25 protein-coding genes are annotated in these 23,553 nt (G+C 68.1%); 10 read left to right on the top strand and 15 right to left on the bottom strand.

Annotation, left to right across the window (positions count from 1 at the left end; translation table 11 throughout):
- The first annotated feature begins 15 nt into the window (after window positions 1-15).
- From B841_RS12920 to B841_RS12900, 5 genes are all read left to right on the top strand, one after another.
- Window positions 16-1,443 (top strand): CCA tRNA nucleotidyltransferase, encoded by a 1,428-nt coding sequence (locus B841_RS12920; RefSeq protein ID WP_041632417.1) that lies wholly within the window; start codon window positions 16-18, stop codon window positions 1,441-1,443.
- Window positions 1,444-1,458: 15 nt separating this feature from the next.
- Window positions 1,459-2,064 (top strand): YqgE/AlgH family protein, encoded by a 606-nt coding sequence (locus B841_RS12915; RefSeq protein WP_020936593.1) that lies wholly within the window; start codon window positions 1,459-1,461, stop codon window positions 2,062-2,064.
- On the top strand, window positions 2,064-2,801 hold the full coding sequence (locus B841_RS12910; protein WP_020936592.1) for an AzlC family ABC transporter permease: 738 nt from the start codon (window positions 2,064-2,066) through the stop codon (window positions 2,799-2,801). The genes B841_RS12915 and B841_RS12910 overlap by 1 nt, the downstream gene beginning before the upstream one ends.
- Entirely contained in the window at window positions 2,798-3,139 is a 342-nt protein-coding gene (locus tag B841_RS12905) for a branched-chain amino acid transporter permease (RefSeq protein ID WP_020936591.1), read from the top strand. Before B841_RS12910 ends, B841_RS12905 begins: the two co-directional genes overlap by 4 nt.
- Window positions 3,140-3,218: 79 nt before the next feature.
- Entirely contained in the window at window positions 3,219-3,611 is a 393-nt protein-coding gene (locus B841_RS12900; RefSeq protein WP_041631920.1) for a transposase, read from the top strand.
- A gap of 41 nt (window positions 3,612-3,652) precedes the next feature.
- Here B841_RS12900 and B841_RS12895 read toward each other — a convergent pair whose 3' ends face one another.
- Together B841_RS12895 and B841_RS12890 are read right to left on the bottom strand one after the other, a co-directional pair.
- Window positions 3,653-3,976: a hypothetical protein gene (locus tag B841_RS12895; RefSeq protein ID WP_020936589.1), complete on the bottom strand. Its 324-nt coding sequence runs from the start codon at window positions 3,974-3,976 to the stop codon at window positions 3,653-3,655.
- A 108-nt stretch (window positions 3,977-4,084) separates the two neighbouring features.
- A complete protein-coding gene (locus tag B841_RS12890) occupies window positions 4,085-5,074 on the bottom strand; it encodes a bile acid:sodium symporter family protein (protein WP_404825452.1) in 990 nt (329 codons plus the stop codon).
- 52 nt (window positions 5,075-5,126) lie between these two features.
- Between B841_RS12890 and B841_RS12885 the strand changes: the two genes are divergently transcribed.
- On the top strand, window positions 5,127-6,233 hold the full coding sequence (locus tag B841_RS12885) for an NADH:flavin oxidoreductase/NADH oxidase (protein ID WP_020936587.1): 1,107 nt from the start codon (window positions 5,127-5,129) through the stop codon (window positions 6,231-6,233).
- Between the two features lie 12 nt (window positions 6,234-6,245).
- Here the strand turns inward: B841_RS12885 and B841_RS12880 are convergent, their stop codons facing one another.
- The 10 genes from B841_RS12880 to B841_RS12835 form a co-directional block, all read right to left on the bottom strand.
- Window positions 6,246-7,841 (bottom strand): hypothetical protein, encoded by a 1,596-nt coding sequence (locus B841_RS12880; protein ID WP_020936586.1) that lies wholly within the window; start codon window positions 7,839-7,841, stop codon window positions 6,246-6,248.
- A complete protein-coding gene (locus B841_RS12875) occupies window positions 7,831-8,745 on the bottom strand; it encodes an ABC transporter ATP-binding protein (RefSeq protein ID WP_020936585.1) in 915 nt (304 codons plus the stop codon). The genes B841_RS12880 and B841_RS12875 overlap by 11 nt, the downstream gene beginning before the upstream one ends.
- 199 nt (window positions 8,746-8,944) lie before the next feature.
- Window positions 8,945-9,787, bottom strand: a complete 843-nt coding sequence (trpA, locus tag B841_RS12870) for a tryptophan synthase subunit alpha (RefSeq protein ID WP_020936584.1) — start codon at window positions 9,785-9,787, stop codon at window positions 8,945-8,947.
- A 3-nt stretch (window positions 9,788-9,790) separates the two neighbouring features.
- Complete coding sequence (trpB, locus tag B841_RS12865) at window positions 9,791-11,038, bottom strand: tryptophan synthase subunit beta (RefSeq protein ID WP_020936583.1); 1,248 nt, start codon at window positions 11,036-11,038, stop codon at window positions 9,791-9,793.
- Between the two features lie 13 nt (window positions 11,039-11,051).
- Entirely contained in the window at window positions 11,052-12,491 is a 1,440-nt protein-coding gene (trpCF, locus tag B841_RS12860; protein ID WP_020936582.1) for a bifunctional indole-3-glycerol-phosphate synthase TrpC/phosphoribosylanthranilate isomerase TrpF, read from the bottom strand.
- Window positions 12,481-13,470: an anthranilate phosphoribosyltransferase gene (gene trpD / locus B841_RS12855; protein ID WP_404825483.1), complete on the bottom strand. Its 990-nt coding sequence runs from the start codon at window positions 13,468-13,470 to the stop codon at window positions 12,481-12,483. The genes trpCF and trpD overlap by 11 nt, the downstream gene beginning before the upstream one ends.
- A 39-nt stretch (window positions 13,471-13,509) precedes the next feature.
- The gene (locus tag B841_RS12850; RefSeq protein ID WP_020936580.1) at window positions 13,510-14,157 is read right to left on the bottom strand and encodes a glutamine amidotransferase-related protein; all 648 of its coding nucleotides are present in this window, start codon (window positions 14,155-14,157) and stop codon (window positions 13,510-13,512) included.
- Entirely contained in the window at window positions 14,157-15,734 is a 1,578-nt protein-coding gene (locus B841_RS12845) for an anthranilate synthase component 1 (RefSeq protein WP_020936579.1), read from the bottom strand. The genes B841_RS12850 and B841_RS12845 overlap by 1 nt, the downstream gene beginning before the upstream one ends.
- Before the next feature lie 320 nt (window positions 15,735-16,054).
- The gene (locus B841_RS12840) at window positions 16,055-16,798 is read right to left on the bottom strand and encodes an MBL fold metallo-hydrolase (RefSeq protein ID WP_020936578.1); all 744 of its coding nucleotides are present in this window, start codon (window positions 16,796-16,798) and stop codon (window positions 16,055-16,057) included.
- Window positions 16,799-16,871: 73 nt separating this feature from the next.
- Window positions 16,872-17,327 (bottom strand): SdpI family protein, encoded by a 456-nt coding sequence (locus B841_RS12835; RefSeq protein WP_020936577.1) that lies wholly within the window; start codon window positions 17,325-17,327, stop codon window positions 16,872-16,874.
- Between the two features lie 252 nt (window positions 17,328-17,579).
- On the opposite strand from B841_RS12835, the gene B841_RS13705 reads away from it, so the two are divergent.
- The 3 genes from B841_RS13705 (at window position 17,580) to B841_RS12820 (ending at window position 20,471) form a co-directional block, all read left to right on the top strand.
- A complete protein-coding gene (locus B841_RS13705) occupies window positions 17,580-18,137 on the top strand; it encodes a hypothetical protein (protein ID WP_156844822.1) in 558 nt (185 codons plus the stop codon).
- A complete protein-coding gene (locus B841_RS12825; protein ID WP_245561051.1) occupies window positions 18,134-18,997 on the top strand; it encodes a serine hydrolase in 864 nt (287 codons plus the stop codon). The genes B841_RS13705 and B841_RS12825 overlap by 4 nt, the downstream gene beginning before the upstream one ends.
- Before the next feature lie 187 nt (window positions 18,998-19,184).
- Window positions 19,185-20,471, top strand: coding sequence for a dicarboxylate/amino acid:cation symporter (locus B841_RS12820; RefSeq protein ID WP_020936574.1), 1,287 nt, complete (start codon window positions 19,185-19,187; stop codon window positions 20,469-20,471).
- A gap of 252 nt (window positions 20,472-20,723) precedes the next feature.
- On the opposite strand, the gene B841_RS14270 is transcribed toward B841_RS12820, so the two are convergent.
- The 3 genes from B841_RS14270 to B841_RS12810 are packed head-to-tail and all read right to left on the bottom strand — an operon-like array spanning window position 20,724 to window position 21,953.
- Window positions 20,724-21,335, bottom strand: a complete 612-nt coding sequence (locus B841_RS14270) for a DUF1707 SHOCT-like domain-containing protein (RefSeq protein WP_020936573.1) — start codon at window positions 21,333-21,335, stop codon at window positions 20,724-20,726.
- 18 nt (window positions 21,336-21,353) lie between these two features.
- Window positions 21,354-21,479, bottom strand: coding sequence for a hypothetical protein (locus tag B841_RS14200; RefSeq protein ID WP_020936572.1), 126 nt, complete (start codon window positions 21,477-21,479; stop codon window positions 21,354-21,356).
- A 27-nt stretch (window positions 21,480-21,506) separates the two neighbouring features.
- Window positions 21,507-21,953 carry a YbaN family protein gene (locus tag B841_RS12810; protein ID WP_020936571.1) on the bottom strand — a complete coding sequence of 149 codons (447 nt, stop codon included), beginning with the start codon at window positions 21,951-21,953 and terminating at the stop codon, window positions 21,507-21,509.
- A 112-nt stretch (window positions 21,954-22,065) separates the two neighbouring features.
- On the opposite strand from B841_RS12810, the gene B841_RS12805 reads away from it, so the two are divergent.
- Window positions 22,066-23,538, top strand: coding sequence for an NAD-dependent succinate-semialdehyde dehydrogenase (locus B841_RS12805; protein ID WP_020936570.1), 1,473 nt, complete (start codon window positions 22,066-22,068; stop codon window positions 23,536-23,538).
- Window positions 23,539-23,553 lie beyond the last annotated feature (15 nt).

Below are 23,553 nucleotides of genomic sequence, written 5' to 3'. Positions count from 1 at the left end.
CCCGCGACCCTGGGCATGCTCGCGCGCGCCCAGAACACCGTCCTGAGCTACGCGGACCTGCTCACCGACCTGGTCCGTGCCTTCAGCGACGCCGGCCACAGCCTGTACCTGGTGGGCGGTTCGGTGCGCGACGCCTTGCTCGGCCGGCTCTCCGGGGACCTGGACTTCACCACCTCGGCGCGCCCGGACGTCGTCAAGCGGCTTCTCGACGCCTGGGCCGACGTCGTCTGGGACACCGGCATCGACTTCGGCACCGTCTCCGCCCAGCGCGGCGGGCAGGACGTGGAGATCACGACGTTCCGCGCCGACCAGTACGACGGCGTGACCCGCAACCCCGAGGTCACCTTCGGCGACACCCTCGAAGGTGACCTGGTGCGCCGTGACTTCACCGTCAACGCCATGGCCGTGGAGCTCGTGCTCGTCGACGGGGCGTTGGACGTGCGCTTCCACGACCCCGTCGGCGGGATCGCCGCCCTGCAGGAACGGCGCCTGGACACTCCCGACGAGCCGGAGATCTCCTTTAACGACGACCCGCTGCGCATGCTGCGCGCCGCCCGCTTCGTCTCCCAGCTGGGTTTCGGCGTCGCCCCGCGCGTGCGGGAGGCGATGACGGACATGGCCACCGAGATCAAGCGGATCACCGTCGAACGCGTCCAGGTCGAGCTGGACAAGCTCATCCTCGGCGCCGACCCCGCCGCGGGCATCGATCTGCTCGTGGAGACCGGGATCCTGGACCACGTCTTCCCCGAGATCCCCGCCCTGCGGCTGACCGCCGATGAACACATGCAGCACAAGGACGTCTACGCCCATTCGCTGCAGGTGATGCGCCAAGCCATCGACCGGGAGGACGAGGGCCCGGACCTGGTGCTGCGCTGGGCGGCGCTGCTGCACGACATCGGCAAGCCCGACACGCGCGCGGCCAAGCCGGGCGGCGGCGTGACCTTCCACCACCACGAAGTCGTCGGGGCCAAGTTGACGCGACGCCGGCTGCGCGCCCTGAAGTACCCCAAACACCGGGTCAGCGACATCAGCCAGCTGGTCTACCTGCACATGCGCTTCCACGGCTTCGGCGAAGGCCAGTGGACGGACTCCGCGGTGCGCCGCTACGTCAACGACGCCGGCGAGCTCCTGCCGCGTCTGCACAAGCTCGTGCGCGCCGACTCCACCACCCGCAACGCCAAGAAGGCGGCGCGACTGCAGCGCACCTATGATGGGTTGGAAGAGCGCATCGCGGAGCTGGAGCAGCAGGAAGACCTGGCCAAGGTGCGCCCGGACCTCGACGGCAATGAGATCATGGAGATCCTGGACCTCAAGCCGGGCCCCGACGTGGGCAGGGCGTGGGCCCACCTCAAGGAGCTGCGCCTGGAGCATGGCCCCTTGGAACGCGACGCTGCGATTGCGCATCTGCGCGCGTGGTGGGAATCTGACAAGTCAGCAGACTGAGCACAGGGAGGAAACGTGCCTAACTTTTACGCGGACCGGTTGTTCAACGCCTTGGAGCGCAACGACCCGGCACCGGGCATGCTGCTGGTGGCGGCGCCGGGCATGTTCTCCCCCGAGTTCGCCCGCTCGGTGGTGCTCATCATCGAGCACTCCGACCGCATGACCTTCGGCGTCAACCTCACCGCCCGCAGCGAGCTGGCCGTCTACAACGTCATGCCCGACTGGCTGCCGGTGACCGCCAAGCCGCAGGCCCTCTACATCGGCGGGCCCGTCAACCAACAGTCCGTCGTGGGCCTGGCGGTGACCAAGACCGGGGTGGACATGAACGACGCCCCGCAGCTCAACCGCCTGGCCAACCGGCTGGCGCACGTGGACCTGCGCGCCGACCCGGAATCGCTGGCCGAACTCGTCGACGGCATGCGGTTGTTCGCCGGCTACGCCGAGTGGGCGCCGGGCCAGCTGCACGAGGAGATCGAAAACGGCGACTGGTTCCTGGCCCCCGCCCTGCCGCACGACGTCATCGCCCCAGCCGCCCAGGACCTCTACGGCGACGTCATGCGCCGCCAGCAGATGCCGCTGCCGCTGTTTTCCACCTTCCCGGCAGACACCATGGACAACTGATGACGCGCCGTTCCCCCGCGGCCGCCGAGGTGGCCGCGGGTCTGCGTGATTCCTGGGCCGTCGGCTTAGGCATGGTTCCCCTGGGCCTGGCCTTCGGCCTGCTGGTCACCCAGATGGGGTTCGCCTGGTGGTGGGCGCCGATCTTCTCCGTCGTCATCTACGCCGGCTCCATGGAGTATTTGGCGCTGGGCATGGTCACCGCCGGCGTCGGCTGGCTGCCGTCGCTGTTGACCGGCTTTCTGGTCAACTTCCGCCACATTTTCTACGGCCTGACGTACCCGCGCCACCGCATCACCCCGGGCGCGGGCCGGGCGTACGCGACCTATGCGCTCACGGACGAGGTGTATGCGATCACCTCGCGCTGGGGCGCGGACGGCACGCTCGCCGACGGCCGCCCGGTCTCCTCCACCCGCCTGCTGACCATCACCGTCTTCTGCCAGCTGGCGTGGGTGGTCTCCGGGGTGGTGGGCGCGCTCTTCGGCGCCGGGATCACGGTGGAGCTGCTGGGGCTCGACTTCGCGCTCACCGCGCTGTTCGTCGTCCTGGCGCTGGAGGCGTTCAAGGCGAACACGGACCTGTCTCTGCCGTTGATCGCGGTGGTGCTCGGCGTCGTGGCGGCCGTGTTGTTTCCGGGCCAGATCCTGTTGGTGGCCCTCAGCGCGTATTTCCTCGTGCTGCTCGCGCGCTTTTATTCTCCTCGCCTGGACGACCGGCTGACGTGGCGGTGGAGTAAGTGACGGGGCTGCCTGCGGGCGTCGGGCTGGGGACGGTGCTGGCGGTGCTGGTTCCGGTCGCCGTGGTGACGGTGTTGCTGCGCGCGATCCCGTTCCGGGCGCGACGGGCGTTGGGCGACTCAGACCTGGTGAAGCTGCTCGGCGTGACCATGCCCGTGGGCGTGATGACGGTGCTGGTGGTGTACACGCTCGCCGGCTCCGGGGAGGTGCCCGGCGGGTTGGTGGCGGGGTTGCTCGGCGTCGGGGTGACGCTGGTGGCCCACCTTCTCTTCCGTCGCCCCGCGGTATCCATTCTGACCGGCACGCTGGCGTACATGGCCTTGGTGAACTTCGTGTTTTAAGGTGTGCCCGGTCGTGGGCCGCCGCCGCGTCGGCGTGTCTCCCCGCCCTGCCTCTGCCCGACAAGGTTGACTGGGAGGCATGGTTCGTCGTGGAGAACTCACCAATAAATCCTGGGAACGCATTGCGCCCCTGCTGCCGGGCAACTCGGCCGACTGCGAGGAGAGCGGTCATCGCCAGATGGTCAATGCGGTCTTCTGGAAACTACGAACTGGAACGCCCTGGCGGGATCTGCCCGGGCGCTACGGCCCTTGGCAGACCGTTCGGGAACGGCTGCGGAACTGGACGGAGGACGGCACATGGCAGAAGATTCTTGCGGAGGCCGTCGTCAAGGATGACGCCGTCGGTGAAGTCGAGTGGGGTGTTTCCGACGACACCCTTGTCGCACACCTACACGAGCGTGCTGCCCTGATTCGATCGCGGCCCGCCCTGTGGGAAGACACAGCCGAGGAAGCTCTCGACGAAGAGGAGTGAGTGGCAGTCGTCTGGCCGTCGCAGGATGGGCCGGGGCGAGGTCAGCACAGCTCCGGGAACTTGGCCACGGTCTCGGTCCACAGCGCATCAAACTCATCGGCCTCGAGGTACGTGGCCGAGATGTCCGGGAACTGGTCGTAGGTGTCGGGGTGCGGGACGGTCTCGTTGGGCTTGTTCACGGCTCCCACGGTGTGGCCGTCGACGGAGGCACCCATGATGACCTCCTCGCCGTTCATCTCGATCATGCGGCGCAGCGTGCACCGGGTGTCATCGATTTCCTCGAGGTGGGCGACGTTGATGAGGGCGCCCACCCCAGGAACGAAGAGGTCGGTGCGGACGTAGAGGTGTCGTTTCACGTGAAACATAGTGACCTTTCCGTGGACATTATGCAAGCTTCTCACGGCATGCGTTCAGGGGATTGCTAGCTTTTAGCCTGCGCAGAGGGGGTTATTTTCTCTGCCCGGCCACCGCCGTCACGCCGCCACCGCCTCCGGCGTCTGCTTGCCGTAGCGCGCCGCCAACCAAGAGCAGATCATCAGCTGGATCTGGTGGTAGATCATCAGCGGCAGAATGAGCAGCCCCAGGCTCGCGCCCCCGAAGATCACCGACGCCATGGGCAGACCCGTGGCCAGCGACTTCTTGGAGCCGCAGAACTCGATGGCGATGACGTCGGCGCGCGGGAAGCCCAACCACTGGGAGATCACGCGGGTCAGCCACAGCATGAACACCACGACGACGGCGGAGAGCACCACGAGGAAGACGATCTCCCACACCGCCACCTGCGTCCAGACCCCGGCGACCATGCCCGAGGAGAAAGCGGAGTACACCACCATGGTGATGGAGCCGCGGTCGACGACCTTCGTCGCCTTGTGCGCGGCGAAGCCCTTGGCCCACCGGCGCACGAGCTGGCCGAGGACGAACGGCAGCAACAGCAGCAGCGCGATGTCGAGGAAGACCTGCGCGTCGATGTGCACGCCCTCCCCCGTCGACATCAGGGCCATCACCAGCAGCGGGGTGGCGAACACGCCCACGAGGCTGCTGGCTGAGGCGGCGACGATCGCGCCCGAGACGTTGCCCCGGGCGATCGAGGTGAACGCCACCGACGACTGCACCGTGGACGGCACCAGCGTCATGAACAGGATGCCGCGGTAGAGCTCGTCGGAAATGAAGAACGTCAACGGATACAACGCCAACCCCAGCAGCGGGTAAATGACAAAAGTAAACGCCAGGATCGTCAGATGCAGCTTCCAGTTCGTCAGGCCGGCCAGCGCCTCCCTCGTCGACAAGCGGGCGCCGTAGAGGAAGAACAGCAACGCGATGGCCAGGTTGGTGGCCACCGCGAACCACTCCGCGAATTGGCCGCGGGCGGGCGCGACGATGGCGATCAGGACGGCGAGGATGATCAGGACGATCAACGGGTCGACGCCCTTGACCATTTTTGTGATTCTCTGTGAGACGCTCATGGCCGGTCAGTCTACGAGCCTTAAACCGCGGCGGGTGGATAACCTGGGGGCCATGACGAACCTGCATCAGCCCCTCACCCTGCGCGGCCTCGAGATCGCCAACCGGATTTGGCTTCCTCCCATGTGCCAGTACCACTGCACGAACCGGGACGGAGTCCCCGAGGGATGGCATTTCGCGCATTACGGGGCGCGCGCCGTCGGCGGTTTCGGATTGCTGATCGCCGAGTCGACGGGCGTGACCCCGGAGGGGCGGATCTCCCCGGCGTGCACGGGGCTATGGAATGACGAGCAGGAAAAGGCGTGGGCGGAGATCGTCGCCTTCGTTCACTCCCAGGGCGCGAAGATGGGCGTGCAGCTCAACCACGCGGGGCGCAAGTCCTCGACGGTGCCGGCGTTGCCCAGCCAGCCGGACTACGGCTCCCAGACGATCCCGGAAGAGCACGGCGGCTGGCGTCCGGTGGCGCCCTCCCCCGTCGCGGGCCCGAATATGGCGACGCCGAAGGAACTCGACCGCGATGAAATCCGCGCCCTGCCCGAGCATTTCGCCGCCGCCGCGAGGCGCGCGGTGCGGGCCGGTTTCGACCTCGTCGAGATCCACGCCGCCCACGGCTACCTGCTGCACCAGTTCCTCTCCCCGCTGACGAACCACCGCGAGGACTCCTGGGGCGGTTCCTTCCACGACCGCACCCGCCTGCTCAGTTTGGTGGTCACCGCCGTGCGCGGCGTGATCCCCGACGACATGCCGCTGCTCGTGCGGCTGTCCGCCACGGATTGGGTCGACGACGAACCGGCGTGGGACCTGGAGCAGACGGTGACGCTCGCCCAAGAGCTCAAGACCGCGGGCGTGGACCTCATCGACGTCACCTCCGGCGGGCTCGTGCCCGCGGAGATCCCCGTCGGCCCGAACTACCAGGTGCGCTTCGCCGAGGAGATCCGCCGGCGTGCGGACGTCCCCACCGCCGCCGTCGGCATGATCACTTCCCCGCAGCAGGCGGAGGCGATCATCGCGGAAGACCGGGCGGACGCCGTCCTCGTCGGCCGCGAGGCGCTGCGCGACCCGCACTTCCCGCTGCGCGCCGCCCACGAGTTGGGCGTCGCCCGCGAAAAGATCGCCTACCCCGACTCCTACCACCGGGGCGCCTGGCCGGACCCGCGCTAAGGGGCAGGCCGCTCAGCGCACTTCCCGCCGGGCCGCACCCACCAAGCCGACGGCGGTGAAGCCGGCGCCGAGCAGCACCATGACGACGATAGGCAGGACGTCGCTTTCCGCGTTCACCATGGTGTGTGAGAACGGCGAGAGGTCGATCGCCCACTGCGGGAACTGGAAGATCTCCCCGACGAGCGCCACCGTCCCGGCGACCCCGACGATCAGCCACGTCGCCATGGTGGCCTGCGGACGCAGGCCGACGACGGCCGTGGCGAAGCCGAGGGTGACCCACGCCGCCGCCAACTGCGACCAGGACGCCCACGCCAGGGTGGTGTAATCCTCCGGCACGGTCGTCTCCTGCGTCCACAGCCCGAAGGCGCCCGCCCCGTGCAAGACCGCGACCAAGGCGACGGCGACGATGAGCGCCCAGCTGAAAATCACCGCCGGCGGCGTCCCCCGGCGAAGCCCCGTGGAGCGCGCCAGGTCCAGGGTGCGGTCGGCCTCGATGCGGCTCAGCCCATGGATCACGCTGACCGCGGCGACGGCGATGAGGATGCCACAGACCTGGGCGATGTAGCCGATGAACGCCTCGTAGGCGGCGGTGCCCCCGAGCAGGTCCCGGAAGATCTCCCCGGTGGCGCCCTCGCCTGCGACCAGCTCCTGGATCGAGCCGGACATGGCCATGAGGAAGGCCGCCAGCACGGCGAGCACCGCCAACCATGCGACCACGGCCGGGGTGATCTGCAGGCGGTGCAGCCCGAACATGCCCTGGACGCGGCGGTCGGGAGTGCGCTTCGGCAATGGCATGCGCACCAGGGCGGACCCGAAGGAGCGGAACCGCTCCGCGGTCATCACGGCGACGACGCCGACGAGGCAGATCGCCGCGGCGATGGCGGCGGCGGACCAGTCGTCGCGGTCGTACGGCACGATCTGGGCGCGCCAGCCGAGCGGGGTCAGCCAGTTGAGCCAGTCGATCTCCTGGACGTCCGCGGCGGCGCGGAGGAGGAAGGACGCGACGATCGTCACCAGCGCCGTCAGGGTCAGCGAGCTGCCGTCGGAGACGAAGAGCAGGACGAGTTCGGCCAGCAGCGCGCCGGCGAAAGTCATGAGAAAGACCGTCACGCCGAAGGCGAGTGCCCCGGCGGCATAAAACTCGTCGACGACGGCGCCCAGCCCGAACAAGATGACGCCGGCGCCCGCGCCGAGTACGGCGGTGGCCACGAACGTCGTCGTCAGCGCCGCCGCCGCGGGCGTCGCCGGCCTGATCCCCGTCGATCGTTGGAGTTCGCCGACGCCGTCATATTCGGTGCGGCGGTGCAACGAGGTGATGAGCAGCACCGCCATCACGGAGCCGAGCACGCCGAGCCACATCGCCACCTCCCAGGTGACCATGTCGCCGACGGTGCCGGGTTCCGCGATGTGTCCGTAGATGGCGATGGTGCCGGCGTTGGCGTTCATCGCCTCCTGCATCTCCTGCCGGGAAGCCAGCGTCGGGTAGTACTCCTGGTAGGCCACCGGGAAGGCCGCGACGAGGATCCACAGCGGGATGAGCCACGCCGCCAGGTAGCCGCGTTTGAGTCGCAGATTCAACCGGGTCAGGGTCAATGTCTCAGCGATCATGGTGGCCTCCCTCCGCGGGCGCGACCTCGTAGTGCTCCAGGAAGATTTCCTCCAGGCTGGCAGGTTGGCTCAGGACGTCTTCTCCCCCGGCGTCGAGCACGTCGCGCAACATGGCCGACAAGTCCGCGCGGTCGACGGTCAGCGTGACGGCCTCTCCGTCGCGGCTCGCCGAGGGGTGGCGGGCGAGGAAGGCCTCGGCGTCGGGCATCCGTGCCGAGACGCGGTGCGCGGAGAGGTGTCGCAGCTGCGTGAGCGTCCCGTCTTCGACGACGCGGCCGTCCTTGATCACGGTGACGTGGTCGCAGAGTTTTTCCACCTCCGCCATGATGTGGCTGGACAGGAGCACGGTCGTGCCTTCGGCGTGGGCGGCGCGGATGTGCTCGATGAAGACCTGCTCCATCAGCGGGTCGAGCCCCGCCGTGGGTTCGTCGAGGATGAGCACGTCGGCGTCGATGGACAGTGCGGCGATCAGGCTGACTTTACGACGGTTGCCCGTCGAGTATTCCCGCGTCCGCTTTCTCACGTCGAGCTGGAAAGCGTCGACGAGTTCTTTCTCTTTGCGGCGGTTGCTGGGCCGGCCGCGCAGCGACTCCAGGGCACGCAGCACTTCCGCCCCGGTGAGCGTGGGCCACAAAGCGACGTCGCCGGGGACGTAGCCGATGCGACTGAGGACCTGCGGGGTGCGGGCGGGATCCTCGCCGAGGACGCGCACGGAGCCTTCCGTGGGGTGGAGAAGTCCCAGAAGGGTGCGGATGGCGGTGGATTTCCCCGAGCCGTTGGGGCCCAGGAAGCCGTGGACGCTCCCCCGCTCCACAGTCAGGGACAGTCCGTCGAGGGCACGGAAGTCCCCGAAAGTCTTGACTAGTTCGGTAATTTCTAGTGCTGGCGCGTCTCTGTGTTTCACGTGAAACTTCACTCCTTCACGGCCGTTGTCGAGGGGGTGGAGAAGGTTCCGAAGGGCATGTCTCCAGTATGCCCGCGACGGGGGCCGCCCCCGTCGGGGCGGTAAGGCGTGGGGCGTGTTTCGAGGGGGAGTTTCACGTGAAACAAAAGACCCGGCCCCGCGAAGAAATCGAGGGGCCGGGCCGAGGGGTGGGAGAAGGCTACTTCGTGGTGGCGGCCTTCATAGCGCTGACAAATTCGGTCAGTTCCCGCTTGAGCGCGTCCATGTCGGTGATGCGCCCCGGGTTCGGGTGCTCATACTCGGTGTACTTGTCGATGATCTTCGTGATCGCCGAGCCCGAGATAGCGCCGGCCGCACCCGCCGCGATGGCGTCGGAGACGTGCTCCGGGCGCGAGATGCCGAAGCCCAGCAGCACCGGCGGGCCGTCGAACTGGGTGACGTTGTCGACGACGTCCTTCAGGCCGGTGGTTTCCGAGGCGCGTTCCGTGCCGGTCACGCCGTCGCGGGAGATGGCGTAGATGTAGCCCTTGGAGCGGGCGGAGACGCCCTCGAGGGTGGCGGCCCCGGCGTTGGCGGGTGCGATGAAGATCGGGTCGACGCCGTGGCGCTCGGCGGCCTCGGCGAAGGGCTTGCCCTCCCGCACCGGGACGTCCGGCAGCAGGATCGAGTCGACGCCGGCCTCCTGGAACTCGGTGTAGAAGTCGTCCAGGCCGCGGACATAGGCCACGTTGGAGTAGATGAGCATGCCCATCGGCAGGTCGGGGTACTTCGCGCGCAGCGTGCGGATCTGGTCGAGGGCCTTGGCCACCGTCGCTCCCCCGTCGAGGGCACGTAGGTGGGCCTTCTGGATCGTCGGGCCGTCCGCGATCGGATCGGAGAACGGCACGCCGAGCTCCAGGGCGTCGGCGCCGGCGTCGACGATCGTGGAGATGATCTCCAGGGCGTCCTCCGGCGACGGGTCGGAGAGCATGATGAAGGGGACGAAGCCGCCCTCGTCGCGCTCGGTGAGGTCGGCGAAGAGCTTCTCGTAGCGGGTGCTCATGATTTAGTCCTCCTTCAGGACGTAATGGGGATTTTCTTCCAGCGTGCGGCGCACGTGGTCGACGTCCTTGTCGCCGCGGCCGGACAGGCACACCAGGATGTCGATGGCGGTGCCCACCTCCTCGGCCTGCTTCGCGCGCTTGAGGGCGTAGGCGAAGGCGTGGGAGGACTCGAGCGCCGGGATGATGCCTTCGTGGCGGCTAAGGTACTGGAAGGCCTGCAGCGCCTCGGCGTCGGTGACGGGCAGGTACTGGGCGCGGCCGGTCTGGGCCAGGTGCGCGTGCTGCGGTCCGACGGCCGGGTAGTCCAGTCCCGCGGAGACGGAGTAGGACTCGGAGATCTGCCCGTCGGCGTCGCGCATGAGGTAGGACTTGGTGCCGTGCAGGATGCCGATCTTGCCTTCGGTGATGGCGGAGCCGTGCTTGCCGGAGTCCATGCCCTCTCCCCCGGGCTCGGTGCCGACGAGTTCGACTTCGTCATCGTCGATGAAGGAGGAGAACATGCCGATGGCGTTGGAGCCGCCGCCGACGGAAGCCACGACCAGATCCGGCAGCTTGCCGATGCGCTCGGCGAGCTGCGCCTTGGATTCCTCGGCGATGACGCGGTGGAATTCGCGCACGATCGTGGGGAACGGGTGCGGCCCCGCGGCGGTGCCCAGCAGGTAATGGGAGTCGTGGAAGGTGGCGGTCCAGTCGCGCATCGCCTCGTTGACGGCGTCCTTGAGGGTGCCGGCGCCGGCGTCGACGCCGACGACCTGCGCGCCGTGCAGCTGCATGCGGTAGACGTTCGGCTGCTGGCGGGCGATGTCCTTGGCGCCCATGTAGACGACGCACTCCAGGCCCAGCAGGGCGCACACCAGCGCGGTGGCGGTGCCGTGCTGGCCGGCGCCGGTTTCGGCGATGATGCGGGTCTTGCCCATCTTCTTGGCCAGCAGCGCCTGACCGATGACCTGGTTGGTCTTGTGGGCGCCGCCGTGGACCAGGTCCTCGCGCTTGAGGAAGATCCGCGCATACCCCTTGCCCTCGCCTTCCTTGGGCAGGTTGGAGGTTTCGGTCAGCGGGGTCGGGCGGCCGAGGAAGTCGCGCAGCAGGGCGCGGTACTCGGCCATGAACTCGTCGTCGTTCCACGCCTCGACGAATTCGCGCTCCAGCTGGTCGAGGGCGGGCAGAAGGGACTCGGGGACGAACTGTCCGCCGAATTCCCCGAAGTAGGCCGGCAGCAGGGTGGAGCCGCCGTCACGGTTGTCAGTCATGGTGGTCCTTCGGTTAGTAGGTGAAGTTGCGGATCGTATGGAAGGCGCGGTTGACGGCGGCGGAGTCCTTGCGGCCCGCCCACTCCCCTGCCCCGGCGCCGTATTCGAGGCCGGAGTTCAAGTCCAGGCCACCGCAGCCGACGGCCAGCGCCGCTTCCACGTTGTCGGGGCCCAGGCCCCCGGCCAGCAGCGCGTGCTTTTTGACGTCGTCGGGAACCGTGCCCCAGTCGAAGCTGACGCCGGTGCCGCCGTCGCCCGCGTCGAGCACCAGCCGGTCGGCGACGCCCTCGGCGACGAGCGCCTGAGCCACGGCGGGGCCGTCCGCACCGGTCATGGAGACCGCGCGCCAGACCTGGACGCCTTCCGGGACCTCCGCGCGGACGGTACGGATGAGCTCGCTCTCCGCAGCCACCGAGCCCTGGTAAGGGGCGTGGACCTGCACGGCGCCGATCCCGTCCTGGAGGAGCTCGCCGTACCCGGAGGTCCGTCGCGAGACGGCCACGTAGGTCAGGTCGGGTTCGTGGGCGATGATGTCGGCGGCGGTTTCACGTGAAACATTGCGCGGGGTGCCCTCTTCGAAGACGAGGCCGCCGTAGACGGCGCCGGCGGCGCGCGCCGCCTGGGCCGCCGACCAGCTGGTCAATCCGCACACCTTGTTCTCCCCGAACACCAGGGCACGGGCGGCCCGGTCGATGTCCTCCTGCCCGGTCAGCTGCGAGCCCACCAGGAAGGCGTTGGAGTGCGCGCCGATCCGCCGGACGGTCTCGGCGTCGCGGATGCCCGACTCGGAGACCACCACCACGTCCTCCGGGATATTACGAGTCAGGCGCTCGGAGCGGGACAGGTCGATGGACAGGTCGTGGAGGTTGCGGTGGTTGATGCCGAGGATCTTCGCGCCCAGGCGCAGCGCCCGCTCGACCTCCTCCTCGGTGATGGCCTCGGTGAGCACGTCCATGCCCAGGCGGGCGGCCTCGTCGGCCAGCGCGGCGTACTCTTCGTCGTCGACCACGGAGAGCATGAGCAGGATGGCGTCGGCGCCGTAGTAGCGCGCGGCGTGCACCTGCACCATGTCGACGATGAAGTCCTTGCACAGCACCGGGATGTGCGAGGAGGCGGAGACGGTGGCGAGGTGGTCGTAGTCGCCGCCGAAGAAGTCCGGTTCGCACAGTACCGAGATGCCCGAAGCGTAGCGGGAGTAGACCCGCGCGATGGCGCCCGGCTCGTAGTGCTCGCGGATCAGACCCAGCGACGGGGAGGAGGACTTGCACTCCATGATGAAGCGGTTGAGTCCCCTCCCCTGCCCGCCGCCGAGCGAGTCATAGAGCGAGCGCGTGGACGCCGGCAGCTCGGCCGGGTCCACGTGTGCGATGCGCGCGCGGATCTCGTCGAGGTGCCCGCGTCGGCCCTCGACGATGCCCTCGAGAACGGTCGGAAGATGAGTGTTATTCGCCATAGTTGGCCTCCTCGTGCTTGCTGAGCCAGGTGGCGACGGAGCCGTCGTCCAGCAGTGTTCTGGCCTTGTCCGCGCCGTCGCGGAAAGTGTCCACGTCGCCGTGGAGGTAGAACATCGCGCCCGCGGACGCCACGATGGCGTCCCGGTGGGCGGGCGCTCCCTCGCCGTTGAACACAGCGTAGAGGTGTCGCGCGTTTTCTTCCCCGTCGCCGCCGGCGAGGTCCGCGAAAGTGTGGACGCCCACGCCGAAGTCCTCCGGCTGGAGCGTGTAGTGCTCGATCTCGCCGGCGCGGGTCAATTCCCACACCTGGGTCGGCCCCGTCACCGCGATCTCGTCGGAGCCGTCGCCGTGGACGACCAACGCGCGACCCCGGCCGAGCTCCTTGAAGGTCTCCGCGATCATCTGCCCCTGGGCCGGGTTGGCCACGCCCATGATCTGGTACTCCGGGCGCCCCGGGGACAGGATGGGCCCAAGGGTGTTAAACAGGGTCGGGAACTTCAGTGCGCGGCGCACCGGCTGGACGTGCCCGATCGCCGGGTTATACGCCGGGGCGAATAAGAAGGTGAACTTCGAGGCCTCGAATTGGCGGACCGCGCGCTCGGGGTCGAGGTCCAGCGGAATGTTCATCGCCTCGAGCACGTCCGCGGAACCGGACTTGGAGGACACGGAGCGGTTGCCGCACTTGACCATCTTGACTCCCCCGGTCGCCGCGACGAGGGAGGCGGCGGTGGTGATGTTAATGGTGTTCTTGCCGTCGCCGCCGGTGCCGGCGGTGTCCATGACGCCCTCGCCGGTGATGGGGAACGGGCGCCCGGCCTTGAGGAAGGCGCGCGCCGCGCCGAGCAGGTCGTGGGCGGTCTCACCGCGGGTGCGCACGTGCGTCAGCAGCGCCGCGATGTGCACGTCGTCGTAGTCGCCGATCGTCAGCGGGGTGTAGGCCTCGATGCACTCCTCGACGGACGGGGCGGGGTTGTCCATGAAGGTAAGCAGCGTGTCCAGCGAGTTCTGACTGGTCATCTAGTTGGTTTCTCCTGTAATTGAATTAGTCAATAGTTGGTCGATGCAGCGGGTCAGCATCGTCGGGCCGGCCGGGGTCAAGATCGACTCCGGGTGGTACTGCAGGCCGAGTGCCATTCCGTTGGCGGTTTCCGCGGCCATGACCACGTCCCCGGCGGCGGTGCCCGTCGTCGCCAGCGGGGTCAATCCCGCCGGCGCGGTCGTACACCCCAACGAGTGGTAGCGCGCCACCGGCACGAGCCGACCCACATGATCCGGCATGTCCGGGCTGGCGTCGACGGTCAACCCCGCGAAGACCGGGTGCGCCACGCCGGCGTCGGTCAGCCGCATCGGCACGGATTTCCCGTGCTCCGGCCCGCAGGGAGCCACCTCGCCGCCGAAGTGCTCGAGCACCGCCTGAAAGCCCAGGCAGATGCCCAAAATGGGAATCTTGCCGATCGCGGCGTCGACCAGCTCCATCAGGTTGCCGGCCGCCGTGGGGTGTCCCGGCCCCGGAGAGAGCACGATGAGCGCCGGTTCGGCCGCCAACACCTCCGCCACGTCCACGGTGTTGCGGTACACGCGGTACTCGTGGCCGGTCGCAGCCAGGGACTCGACCAGGTTGTAGACGAAGCTGTCCTGGTTGTCGATCAACATGATCTTCGCCATCAGCGGATCACCTCCAGTTCGGAGCCGGCGGCCAACGCGATGGCGTTGAGCACGGCATAGGCCTTGTGCAGGGTCTCGTCGGCCTCGCCCTGCGGATTCGAGTCGCGCACCACGCCGGCGCCGGCCTGGACGGCCGCCACTCCCCCACTGACGTAGGCGGAGCGGATGACGATGCAGTTGTCCATGTCGCCGTTGCCGCGCAGGTAACCGATCGCCCCGCCATAGGAGCCGCGGCGACGCTTCTCGACGCCGCGCAGCAGCTCCATCGCCTTGAGCTTCGGCGCGCCCGTCAGCGTGCCCATGTTCATGCACGCCCGGTACGCGTCCAACGCGTCGAGCTCCGGATCCAGCTCCGCCGTCACCCGGGAGACCAGGTGCATGACCCGGGAATAGCGGTCGACCTGCAGCAGGTCCGCGACCTTGCGGGTGCCCGGCACGCCGACGCGTGCCAGATCGTTGCGCGCCAGATCCACCAGCATGGTGTGCTCGGCGATCTCCTTCGCGTCGGTGCGCAGCTCGAGCTCCATGCGGATGTCCAGCTCGCCGTTGACGCTGCCGTCGGGGTTCAGCCCGCGTGGGCGGGTGCCCGCGATCGGATACAGCTGTACCTCGCGGGTGGCGGCGGTGAACTTCAGGTTTGACTCCGGGGACGCGCCGAACAGCTCGTAGGGATCGCCGTGGACGTCCAAACCGCGGGCGTAGAACATGTACGGGCTGGGGTTGGTCTCCCGCAGCTGTCGGTAGGCGGCGAAGGCGTCCGGGCAGGGCGCGGTGAAGGTGCGGGCCGGGACGACCTGGTAGATGTCGCCGTTGTGGATGTGCTCCTTCAGGCGCGTGACCTGGGCGCGGAACTTTTCGTCGGGGATGTCGGCCTCGACGGTCAGGGTGTCGCCGTCGTGCGGAGTGACCTCGTAGGCGTGGGCGTCGGTGAGGTCGGCGGCGTCGATGAGCGCGGTGAGCTCGTCGAGCCGGGCGCTCAGCGCCGCCGGGTCGCCGGTGGCGTCGACGGCCGACAGTGTGCCGGTCTGCTGCTCGTGGTTCATGGTCAGCACGATCTCGGCCAGCACGAACTGGTAGTCCGGGTAGGTGTTCGCGCTGGGCTCGACGGCGGGCAGATCTTCGAAGGTCTCGAGGAAGTCGAAGGCCATGCCGCCGGCGAGCATGGGCAGCGTCTCCGTCTCGTCGGTGTAGCCGGCGTCGCGGGTCAGCGCGCGCAGCACCTCGACGGAGGAGACGGCCGTGAGCCGGGCGCGCTCGTCGACGGCCTCGGAAGGCGGGAACACGTAGGCGTCCTCGCCGGTCAGGTACTCGCTGAGCTGGCTGCGCAGGCGCGCGGCCAGGGCCTCGCCGGAGGGGCTGAGCTTATCGACGCGCACCTGGTCGCCAGCGCACGTCAGCCGCAGGGAGGACTCCAGCACCGCGACGGAGGCCACGCCGCTGCGGGTGGTGATGTCCGCGGACTCGAAGAGCACCGAGTCGGTGGCGGCGGTTCCGCCGACGTAGGCGAACAGGCTGGAGGCGTCGGCGTGGTAGCGCACGGGGCGCGTGAAAACTTCCGGGGCGAACGTCGCGTTCATGCGCGCCCCCTGCGGATCAATGTGCTCATGGCTGCTCGTGAGGCCTTTCAGAGTGTCGAGGTGGTGCCTGCCGGTGTGCTCCGACTCGCCGCTCTCGCTTCCTCTCCAGGCTACTGCGCTGCCAGGGGTGGACCTGAATAAGGCCCGCGAGGCTTCGGTGATCGAAGCTGGCGGGCCTGGTCGTTAGATGTGGGGATGCAACGTGGGTGGCTCGCCGGTTAAGGGCGCCACCACCAGTGAAGATTCACGTTCATGTTGCTCACAAAATGAGATTTTAGTCCCATGGGGCGAAACCCGCAACAGGACAGGGGTGAATGGGGTCACTTCATCCCGTTGCGGCGGGCGGCCTCCGTGGCGCGGGCCGCTCCCCTGTCCCACGGATTGCCGTGGCCCGGCAACACGTGCTGCGCGCCCGTCTCGGCGATCGCGTCCAGGGAAGCCGCGGCCTGGTTTCCGTCGGCGGTCGCCGCTCCGGCCACCAAACGTGGCCCGACCAAGGCGGTGTAGGGGTCCAGGGTCACCAACGCATCGCCGGTGATCACGGCATCACGTTCCGGAAGGTGCAGTGCGACGTGCCCGAAGGTGTGGCCCGGTGTGGCGATGACCTGCGGTCTGCCCGGGACTTTGAGGGTGTCACCGACGGTGAAGGAACCGACGTCCTCTATGCCTTTGACGAACAGGGCCCCGGCCAAGGCCATCGGGCCCACGGCACCCAACGACTTCGGATAGCGCAGAGGATACTTCAGGATGGGGCTTTCGTGTGCGTACTTATAGGGATGGGCGGCCAGTTCGTGCTCTTCCGGATGGGCGTAGACCGGTAATTGCAGGTCTTTCTTCAACCCCCGGGCCATGCCCACGTGATCGAAGTGGGCGTGGGTGAGCACCAATGCCCGGATATCGGACATCTGGTGTCCCAGGGTGGCCACGGCCTTTTCCAGGTGAGGCCGGGTGCGGGGAAGCCCGGCGTCGACGAGGGTGAGCCCGTCGTCGTCTTCGAGCAACCAGCAGTTGACGTTGGCGTGCTGGAGCAGATGCACGCCTTCGGCGACGTCGGTGATCAGCATGGCGGGTCCTCCAGAAAACGGGTGGGAGAATGTATGCCACCACGCTAATGAATTTCGCCGTGGCGTGCGGGCGCTACTTCACGTCCCCGTTGTTCTTGTCGTCGGCGGCGTCGGCGGCGCGGCGCAACGCGTCCATGTCCACCTTCGGCGCAGGAGCGGCGGGGGCCGGCGCATGCTCCTCCTCGTACTTCTGCGCCACGTCGATGGCCGCGGCCCGACGGGCGCCGATGTTGGCGCCCGCGCCCACGGCGGCGAGGGCCACAATCACGGCGAGCACCGGCAGCAGCCACATCCACCCTTCCGCGCGGAAGGCGACCAGCCCGCCGAACACCAGGGCCACGCCGCCCACCAGCCAGAGTGGGCCGGCGACCTGGTGCGCCGCCTCCCAGATCTCCTGCGACTTACGCACTTCAGCCACGCGGATGCCGATGACCGGGTTGCCCGGCAGCTTCCTGCGCCAGGCGAGGACGCCAATGACCAGCAGCGCGATCGCGAGGATGAGCAACACGGTTCCGAGGATTGTCGTCATGTCTGCTTACTTTACGGCCGGAGGGCCGACACCAGGCAATTCCGGGGATCGCCGTCGTTGGCCGCGCTTTGAGCCTGAATTTCCGGCTGATCCTCGTGCTCCCCGCTTTCGGGGTGATCGCCCCAACTTCCTGCCAGGGTGTGCCAAGATTTGCGTAACTCAATCGCCCACGTCTGGAGGGGCTCGCCCATGCCCGAGAATTATCATCCTCATCCTGAACATCCGCAGGGACCCCAGGGGCAGCCTTCTTGGGTGCCACCGCCGAACCCCTACTATCCGGCGACTGAGCCGCCGCGGAAGTCGAACACGGGCAAGAAAGTGCTGGTGGGCGTGCTCATCGCCCTCGCACTGGCGGTGGTGGCGGGGATCGCGGGTGCGGCGATGTTCTTGTTCGACTCCTCGCGCACGGCGGCGGGCTCTGCCCCGTCGACCGTCGTGCAGACCGTCACCGAGTTCGTCGACCCGCCGGCCGGCGAGGACGAGCAGCCGGAACCGGAGGCCGAAGGGCCGGCCCGCCCGGCGTCGCCGCAGATGCCTGCCGGTGCGACGGCGGTCAGCTCCGAAGCCCTGCGCGGGGAGCCGGCGGGAAGTTTCCGCAACGTCTACACCGGCTCCAGCGTCACCAGCGCCCCCTTCGCAGAGGCCGTCGCGCAGGCCTGGCGCGCCAACTACGACCGCACCGGGGCGCTGAATGACACGATCACCGCCTACAGCCCGGTCACCGGCGTCAGCTACTCGATGCAGTGCAACGACAACGGCTCCTACGTCACCTGCAGCGGCGGCAACAACGCCGTCGTCTACCTGGCATGAGGCGCCGCTTGTGTGTGGTCGCCGCGGCGGCGCTGCTGGTCTCCTGCTACCCTGCGCCCGAGACCCCGCGGGAGACTCAGTCACCTGCGGCCCCGCCGGCGGCCTCTTCTGTGACGGCCCATCCCTCCCCCACCGAGGATGCGACGTCCCCGTCCGCCCAGCCGGTCGATCTGCAGCCGATCATCGACGACGTCGTGGCCGTCTACGGCGGAACTGCGGGCGTGGCGGTCTCCGACGGCGGAGCGGAACTCGTCGGCGGTGATGACGGGGCGTATCCGGCGTGGTCGACGATCAAGGTGCCCATCGCCATCGCCGCACTACGGCAGGACCCCTCGCTCGGCCCCGTTGCGGCGGCGGCCATCCAGTACTCAGACAACGATGCCGCCCAGCGGCTCTGGTCCGCGCTGCCGCCGGGCGCGGTCGACGCGGTGCTCGCCGAGGGCGGCAACGACGTCCAAGTCAACACGGCGGTGCTGCGGCCGGAGTTCTCCCTGTTCGGCCAGACGGCCTGGTCACCGAGTGAGCAGGCGCGTTTCGCCGCGCACCTGCCGTGCATCGCCGACGCGGATGAGGTGGTTGCGTCCATGGGCCAGGTCACTGCGGAGCAGGCCTACGGGATCGGCCGTCTCCCCGACGCCCGTTTCAAAGGTGGCTGGGGCCCTGATCTGCAGGGAAAGTACACTGTGCGGCAGTTCGGCCTGGTCGCCGGGCCGTCCGGAGAGGTGGCCGTAGCGTTGACCGCCGCCCCGGCCTCCGGCACGTATGCCGACGCCCAGGCGATGGCCACGCAGATCGCCGACGGGGTGGCGAAGCAGTTGCCGCAGGCGCCACTGGCGGTCTGCGGCGGCGCGACATCGTGAACGTGCCCGTTGTAATGACGTGGTTATTCAGTGTGTCTAGTAGTTTTAGATTGGTAACGCCTTTCGCCTGACCAGCACACGTCGTCACATGCCCGTGGCCTGCTCCGGGGCCGCGGGGTGCGCGTGGGCGTCGATAAGCACACGATGTCGCGCTGACCGGGCAGGACCTAGAAAGAATGTACCGACCATGGACTTCAAGCGCATTGCTTCGTCACTGTTGTTCCGGATCATCGTGGCGATCATCCTGGGCATCATCTGCAGCTTCTTCTTCCCGGAATGGCTGGCCCGGGTTTTCATCACCTTCAACGAGCTGTTCGGAAACTTCCTGAACTTCTTCGTCCCCGTGTTGATCTTCGCCCTGATCACCCCGGCGATCGCAGGCCTGGGGCGCGGCGCCGGCAAGTGGCTCGGCGTCACCATCGGACTGGCCTACGGCTCCACGATCCTGGCCGGGCTGGTCGCCTACGCCGTCGCCTGGGGCCTGTACCCGTCGCTGCTGGGCGGGCAGAGCCTGGACACCAGTGTCTCCGACATTGATGAGGGTGCGCTGACCTCGTACTTCAGCATCGAGATGCCGCCGCCGTTTGAGATCATGACGGCGCTGCTGCTGGCGTTCTGCGTGGGCCTGGCCATGACCGTGGTCAAGTCGGACACGATGTACGCCGTCTCCCGCGAACTGGAGCGCGTGGTGATGAAGGTGATCACCGCCTTCGTCATCCCGCTGCTGCCGTTGTTCATCTTCGGCATGTTCCTCAACCTGGGCATGAACGGCAACCTGGGCGACACGCTCGTGGCTTTCGGCAAGGTGCTGGTGCTCTCGATCGTGATGACGCTGCTGTACCTGGCGCTGCAGTACGTCATCGCCGGCGCCGTCGCCCGCAAAAACCCGCTGACGGCGTTCAAGAACGTGCTGCCCGCCTACTTCACTGCCCTGGGCACCTCGTCCTCGGCCGCGTCGATCCCGATCTCGTACCAGTCGGCGATGCGCAACCGGCTCGACGAGAACGTCGCCGGTTTCGTCATTCCGTTAGGCGCCTCGACGCACCTGTCGGGCTCGATGATGAAGATCACCCTCTACGCCTTCGCCATCACTTATATGGCAGACATCGAGGTCTCCTTCGGGCTGGCCCTGGGCTTCCTGCTCATGCTGGGCGTGACCATGGTGGCCGCCCCCGGCGTGCCCGGCGGCGCGATCATGGCCGCCACCGGCCTGCTGGGCTCCATGCTCGGTTTCGACGCCGACATGATCGCCTTGATGATCGCCGCCTACATCGCGATCGACTCCTTCGGCACCGCCGCGAACGTCGCGGGCGACAACGCGATCGCGCTGATCGTCAACAAGTTCGCCGCCGGCAAGATCGAAAAGCGCGCCGAGCACTACGACGACTCCCGCCTGGTCAGCTCCATGAACGTCATCCAGGAGGTCGACCCTTACGCCGGCGACGGCCCGGAAGCCGGGTCCACTAGGGCGTAGCGGCCGCCTCTTACTGCTGCGCGCCTCGCGCCTGAACCGAGTGCCCCCGGAGATGTCCGGGGTCACTCGGTTTTTGTCTACGGGTGGCGGTATCAGCGGTGGGTGAAAGCTGGGTGATGAAAGACCGAGTGTCCATCCTCCCCAGGGAGGGCGGGCACTCGATCTTTCATCAAACGTTTTTCAGCACATGGCGGTGGGACGGGGTGGGGAGAGCGACATCCGGCCTCCCGGCCTCCCGGCCCCGGGGTGGGGTCAGAGGTTCTTGAACCCCAGCGGCAGCCGCTGCCCCGCCTGACGGGAGACGACCTTGAGGTCACCCAGGATGATGCGGCCGGTGACGATGATCCGGGCGGCGCCGGGGGCGGGCGGGTCGACGTTGATTTTCGGCGTATCGCTCATGATCAGCTCCGCCTCGGACTCGACGATGACCCCGGGGCTGACCACGATGCGTGCGCTGCCGAGGAGCACGTGGACGTTGATGCGCACCACCGGGGCCGAGGACGTGGCTTCCCGCATGTCCAGAAAGAGCGTGCCCAGGGTGACGGTGTACTTCGCCCCGTCAGTGACGGTCCAGGCGCCGGTGCGCTCGATGTTGGCGAACCACGCGGTCTTGTCCTCCGGGCGGGTGTGCGCCGGGGCCGGGGAATGCATCTGCGGGGCGGGCGCCCCGGTCGTCGACAAGGATTGGACGCGCCGGACCACGTCCTCGAGCTCGCCCATGTCCTCGGTGCGGGCGATGACGCCGGAGAATTCTTCGTAGTCCTGGATGTCCAGGCGGCCGTCGGCGATCGCCTGATCGAGGTGGCGCAGGGCCTGTTTGCGGTCGGCGTTGTACACCCGCCGCTGCGGGGAAGAATCGCTCATGGGAATTGAGGGTACCGCCTACTCCAGCAGTTGGTTGAAGATCTCGCTCGTCGACGGGTGCGTGTAGATCCCCCGGCCCAACTCGCTGGCGGTCACGCCGTGGCGCATGGCCAGCGCGATGAGGTCGAAGTGCGCGGGGTCCATGGCCCCACTCTTGCTCTTTTCCTCGGCTCAGGCGCGCCGGGCGGGTTCTGAGGGCTCCCCGTCGGTGAGCTGCGGGGTGTGCTCGGAGTCGTGCTCGCGCAGTCGGGTGGGCGAGTTCTCCGGGCGCGGCCGCAGCCGCAGGAGGTGGATCGAGACCAGCGTGGCGATGACCGGCAGCAGCACCCAGGCGAAGGTCCGGCCGATGAGCAGACACGAGACGATGATGCCGAACCACAGCACCGCCAGGGTGCGCGCCTTGTGTTTCGGCGTCATCGCCCGGTGATAATAGTTGTAGATGTAGGTGCCCAGGATCCTGTGGTTGATCAGGTAATTGTGCAGCCGTTGTGAGCTGCGGGCGAAGCAAAACGCCGCGAGCAGCAGAAACGGCGTCGTCGGCAGGATGGGCAGCACGACCCCCGCTGCACCGAGGGCAGTGCTGAGCACACCGATGGCGATGAGAAGTGGCTTGAGCATGGCCCCAATCTTACAACTTTAGTCCGGGAATTTACAGAGAAAAGCGGCGGCGCGGGGTCTGCACCTACGCTGGGGCGGGCACCTGATTCACCACTCTCCGGGAGGAACGTACATGACGCCCACTGTGCAGGAACTGCTGGCCAAGGTCCCCACCGATCTGCTTATCGACGGCGCGTGGCGCCCCGGTTCCACCGGCGAGACCCTCACGGTGGACAATCCCGCCACCGGCGAGCAGATCGCCACCGTCGCCTCCGCCACCTCCGAGGACGCGGTCGCGGCCCTCGACGCCGCCGCGGCCGCCCAAACCGGGTGGGCGCGCACCGCCCCGCGCGAACGCGCCGAGATCCTGCGCCGCGCCTTCGACCTGGTCACCGAACGCGCCGAAGACTTCGCCACGCTCATGACCCTGGAGATGGGCAAGCCGCTCGCCGAATCCCGCGGCGAAGTCACCTACGGCGCCGAGTTCCTGCGCTGGTTCTCCGAGGAGACCACCCGCCAATACGGCCGCCACGCCCAGGTCCCCGAAGGCACGCTGCGGATGCTCACCGCCCGCAAACCCGTCGGCCCCTGCCTGCTGATCACCCCGTGGAACTTCCCCCTGGCCATGGCCACCCGCAAAGTCGCCCCGGCGATCGCCGCCGGCTGCACGATGGTGCTCAAACCCGCCAAGCTCACGCCGCTGACCGCCCACTACTTCGCCCAGACGATGCTCGACGCCGGCCTGCCCGCGGGCGTGCTCAACGTGGTCACCTCCTCGTCGGCGTCAGCGATCTCCGAACCGCTGCTGGCCGATCCCCGCCTACGCAAACTCTCCTTCACCGGCTCCACCGCCGTGGGCAAGCAGCTGCTCAAGCAGTCCGCCGACAACGTGCTGCGCACCTCCATGGAGCTCGGCGGCAACGCCCCCTTCCTCGTGTTCGAGGACGCCGACCTGGACGCCGCCGTCGACGGCGCGGTCGCCGCCAAAATGCGCAACATCGGCGAGGCCTGCACCGCCGCCAACCGTTTCCTCGTGCATGACTCGGTCGCCGAGAACTTCGCCGCCCGCCTGGCTGAGCGCCTCGCCGCGATGACCATCGGCGACGGCCTGGACGACGGCGTCGAGGTCGGCCCGCTCATCGAGGCGGGGGCCGTCGACAACGTCGAAGCGCTCGTCGACGACGCCGTCGCCGCCGGCGCCCGCGTGCTGACCGGCGGCAAGCGCATCGACGGCGCCGGGCACTTCTTCGCCCCCACCGTGCTGGCCGACGTCACCGACGACGCGCGGGTGGTCACCGAAGAAATCTTCGGCCCCGTCGCCCCCGTCGTCACCTTCGCCACCGAGCAAGAAGCCTACGAGCTGGCCAACGCCACCGAATACGGCCTGGCCGCCTACGCCTACAGCGAAGACCCCGCCCGGCTGTGGCGACTGTCCGACGGCCTGGAATTCGGCCTGATCGGCTTCAACGCCGGCGTCGTCTCCAACGCGGCGGCCCCCTTCGGCGGCGTCAAACATTCCGGCCTCGGCCGCGAAGGCGGCGCCGAGGGCATCGACGAATACACCACCGTCCAGTACCTCGGCGTGGCCGACCCCTACCAGCGCTGAGGCCAGAGCCCCAGA

Origin of the sequence: Corynebacterium maris DSM 45190, assembly GCF_000442645.1 — a bacterium.
Classification (GTDB): domain Bacteria; phylum Actinomycetota; class Actinomycetes; order Mycobacteriales; family Mycobacteriaceae; genus Corynebacterium; species Corynebacterium maris.
Note: the sequence above shows the minus strand (reverse complement) of the source record. Positions and strands in the feature narration are given on the sequence as shown.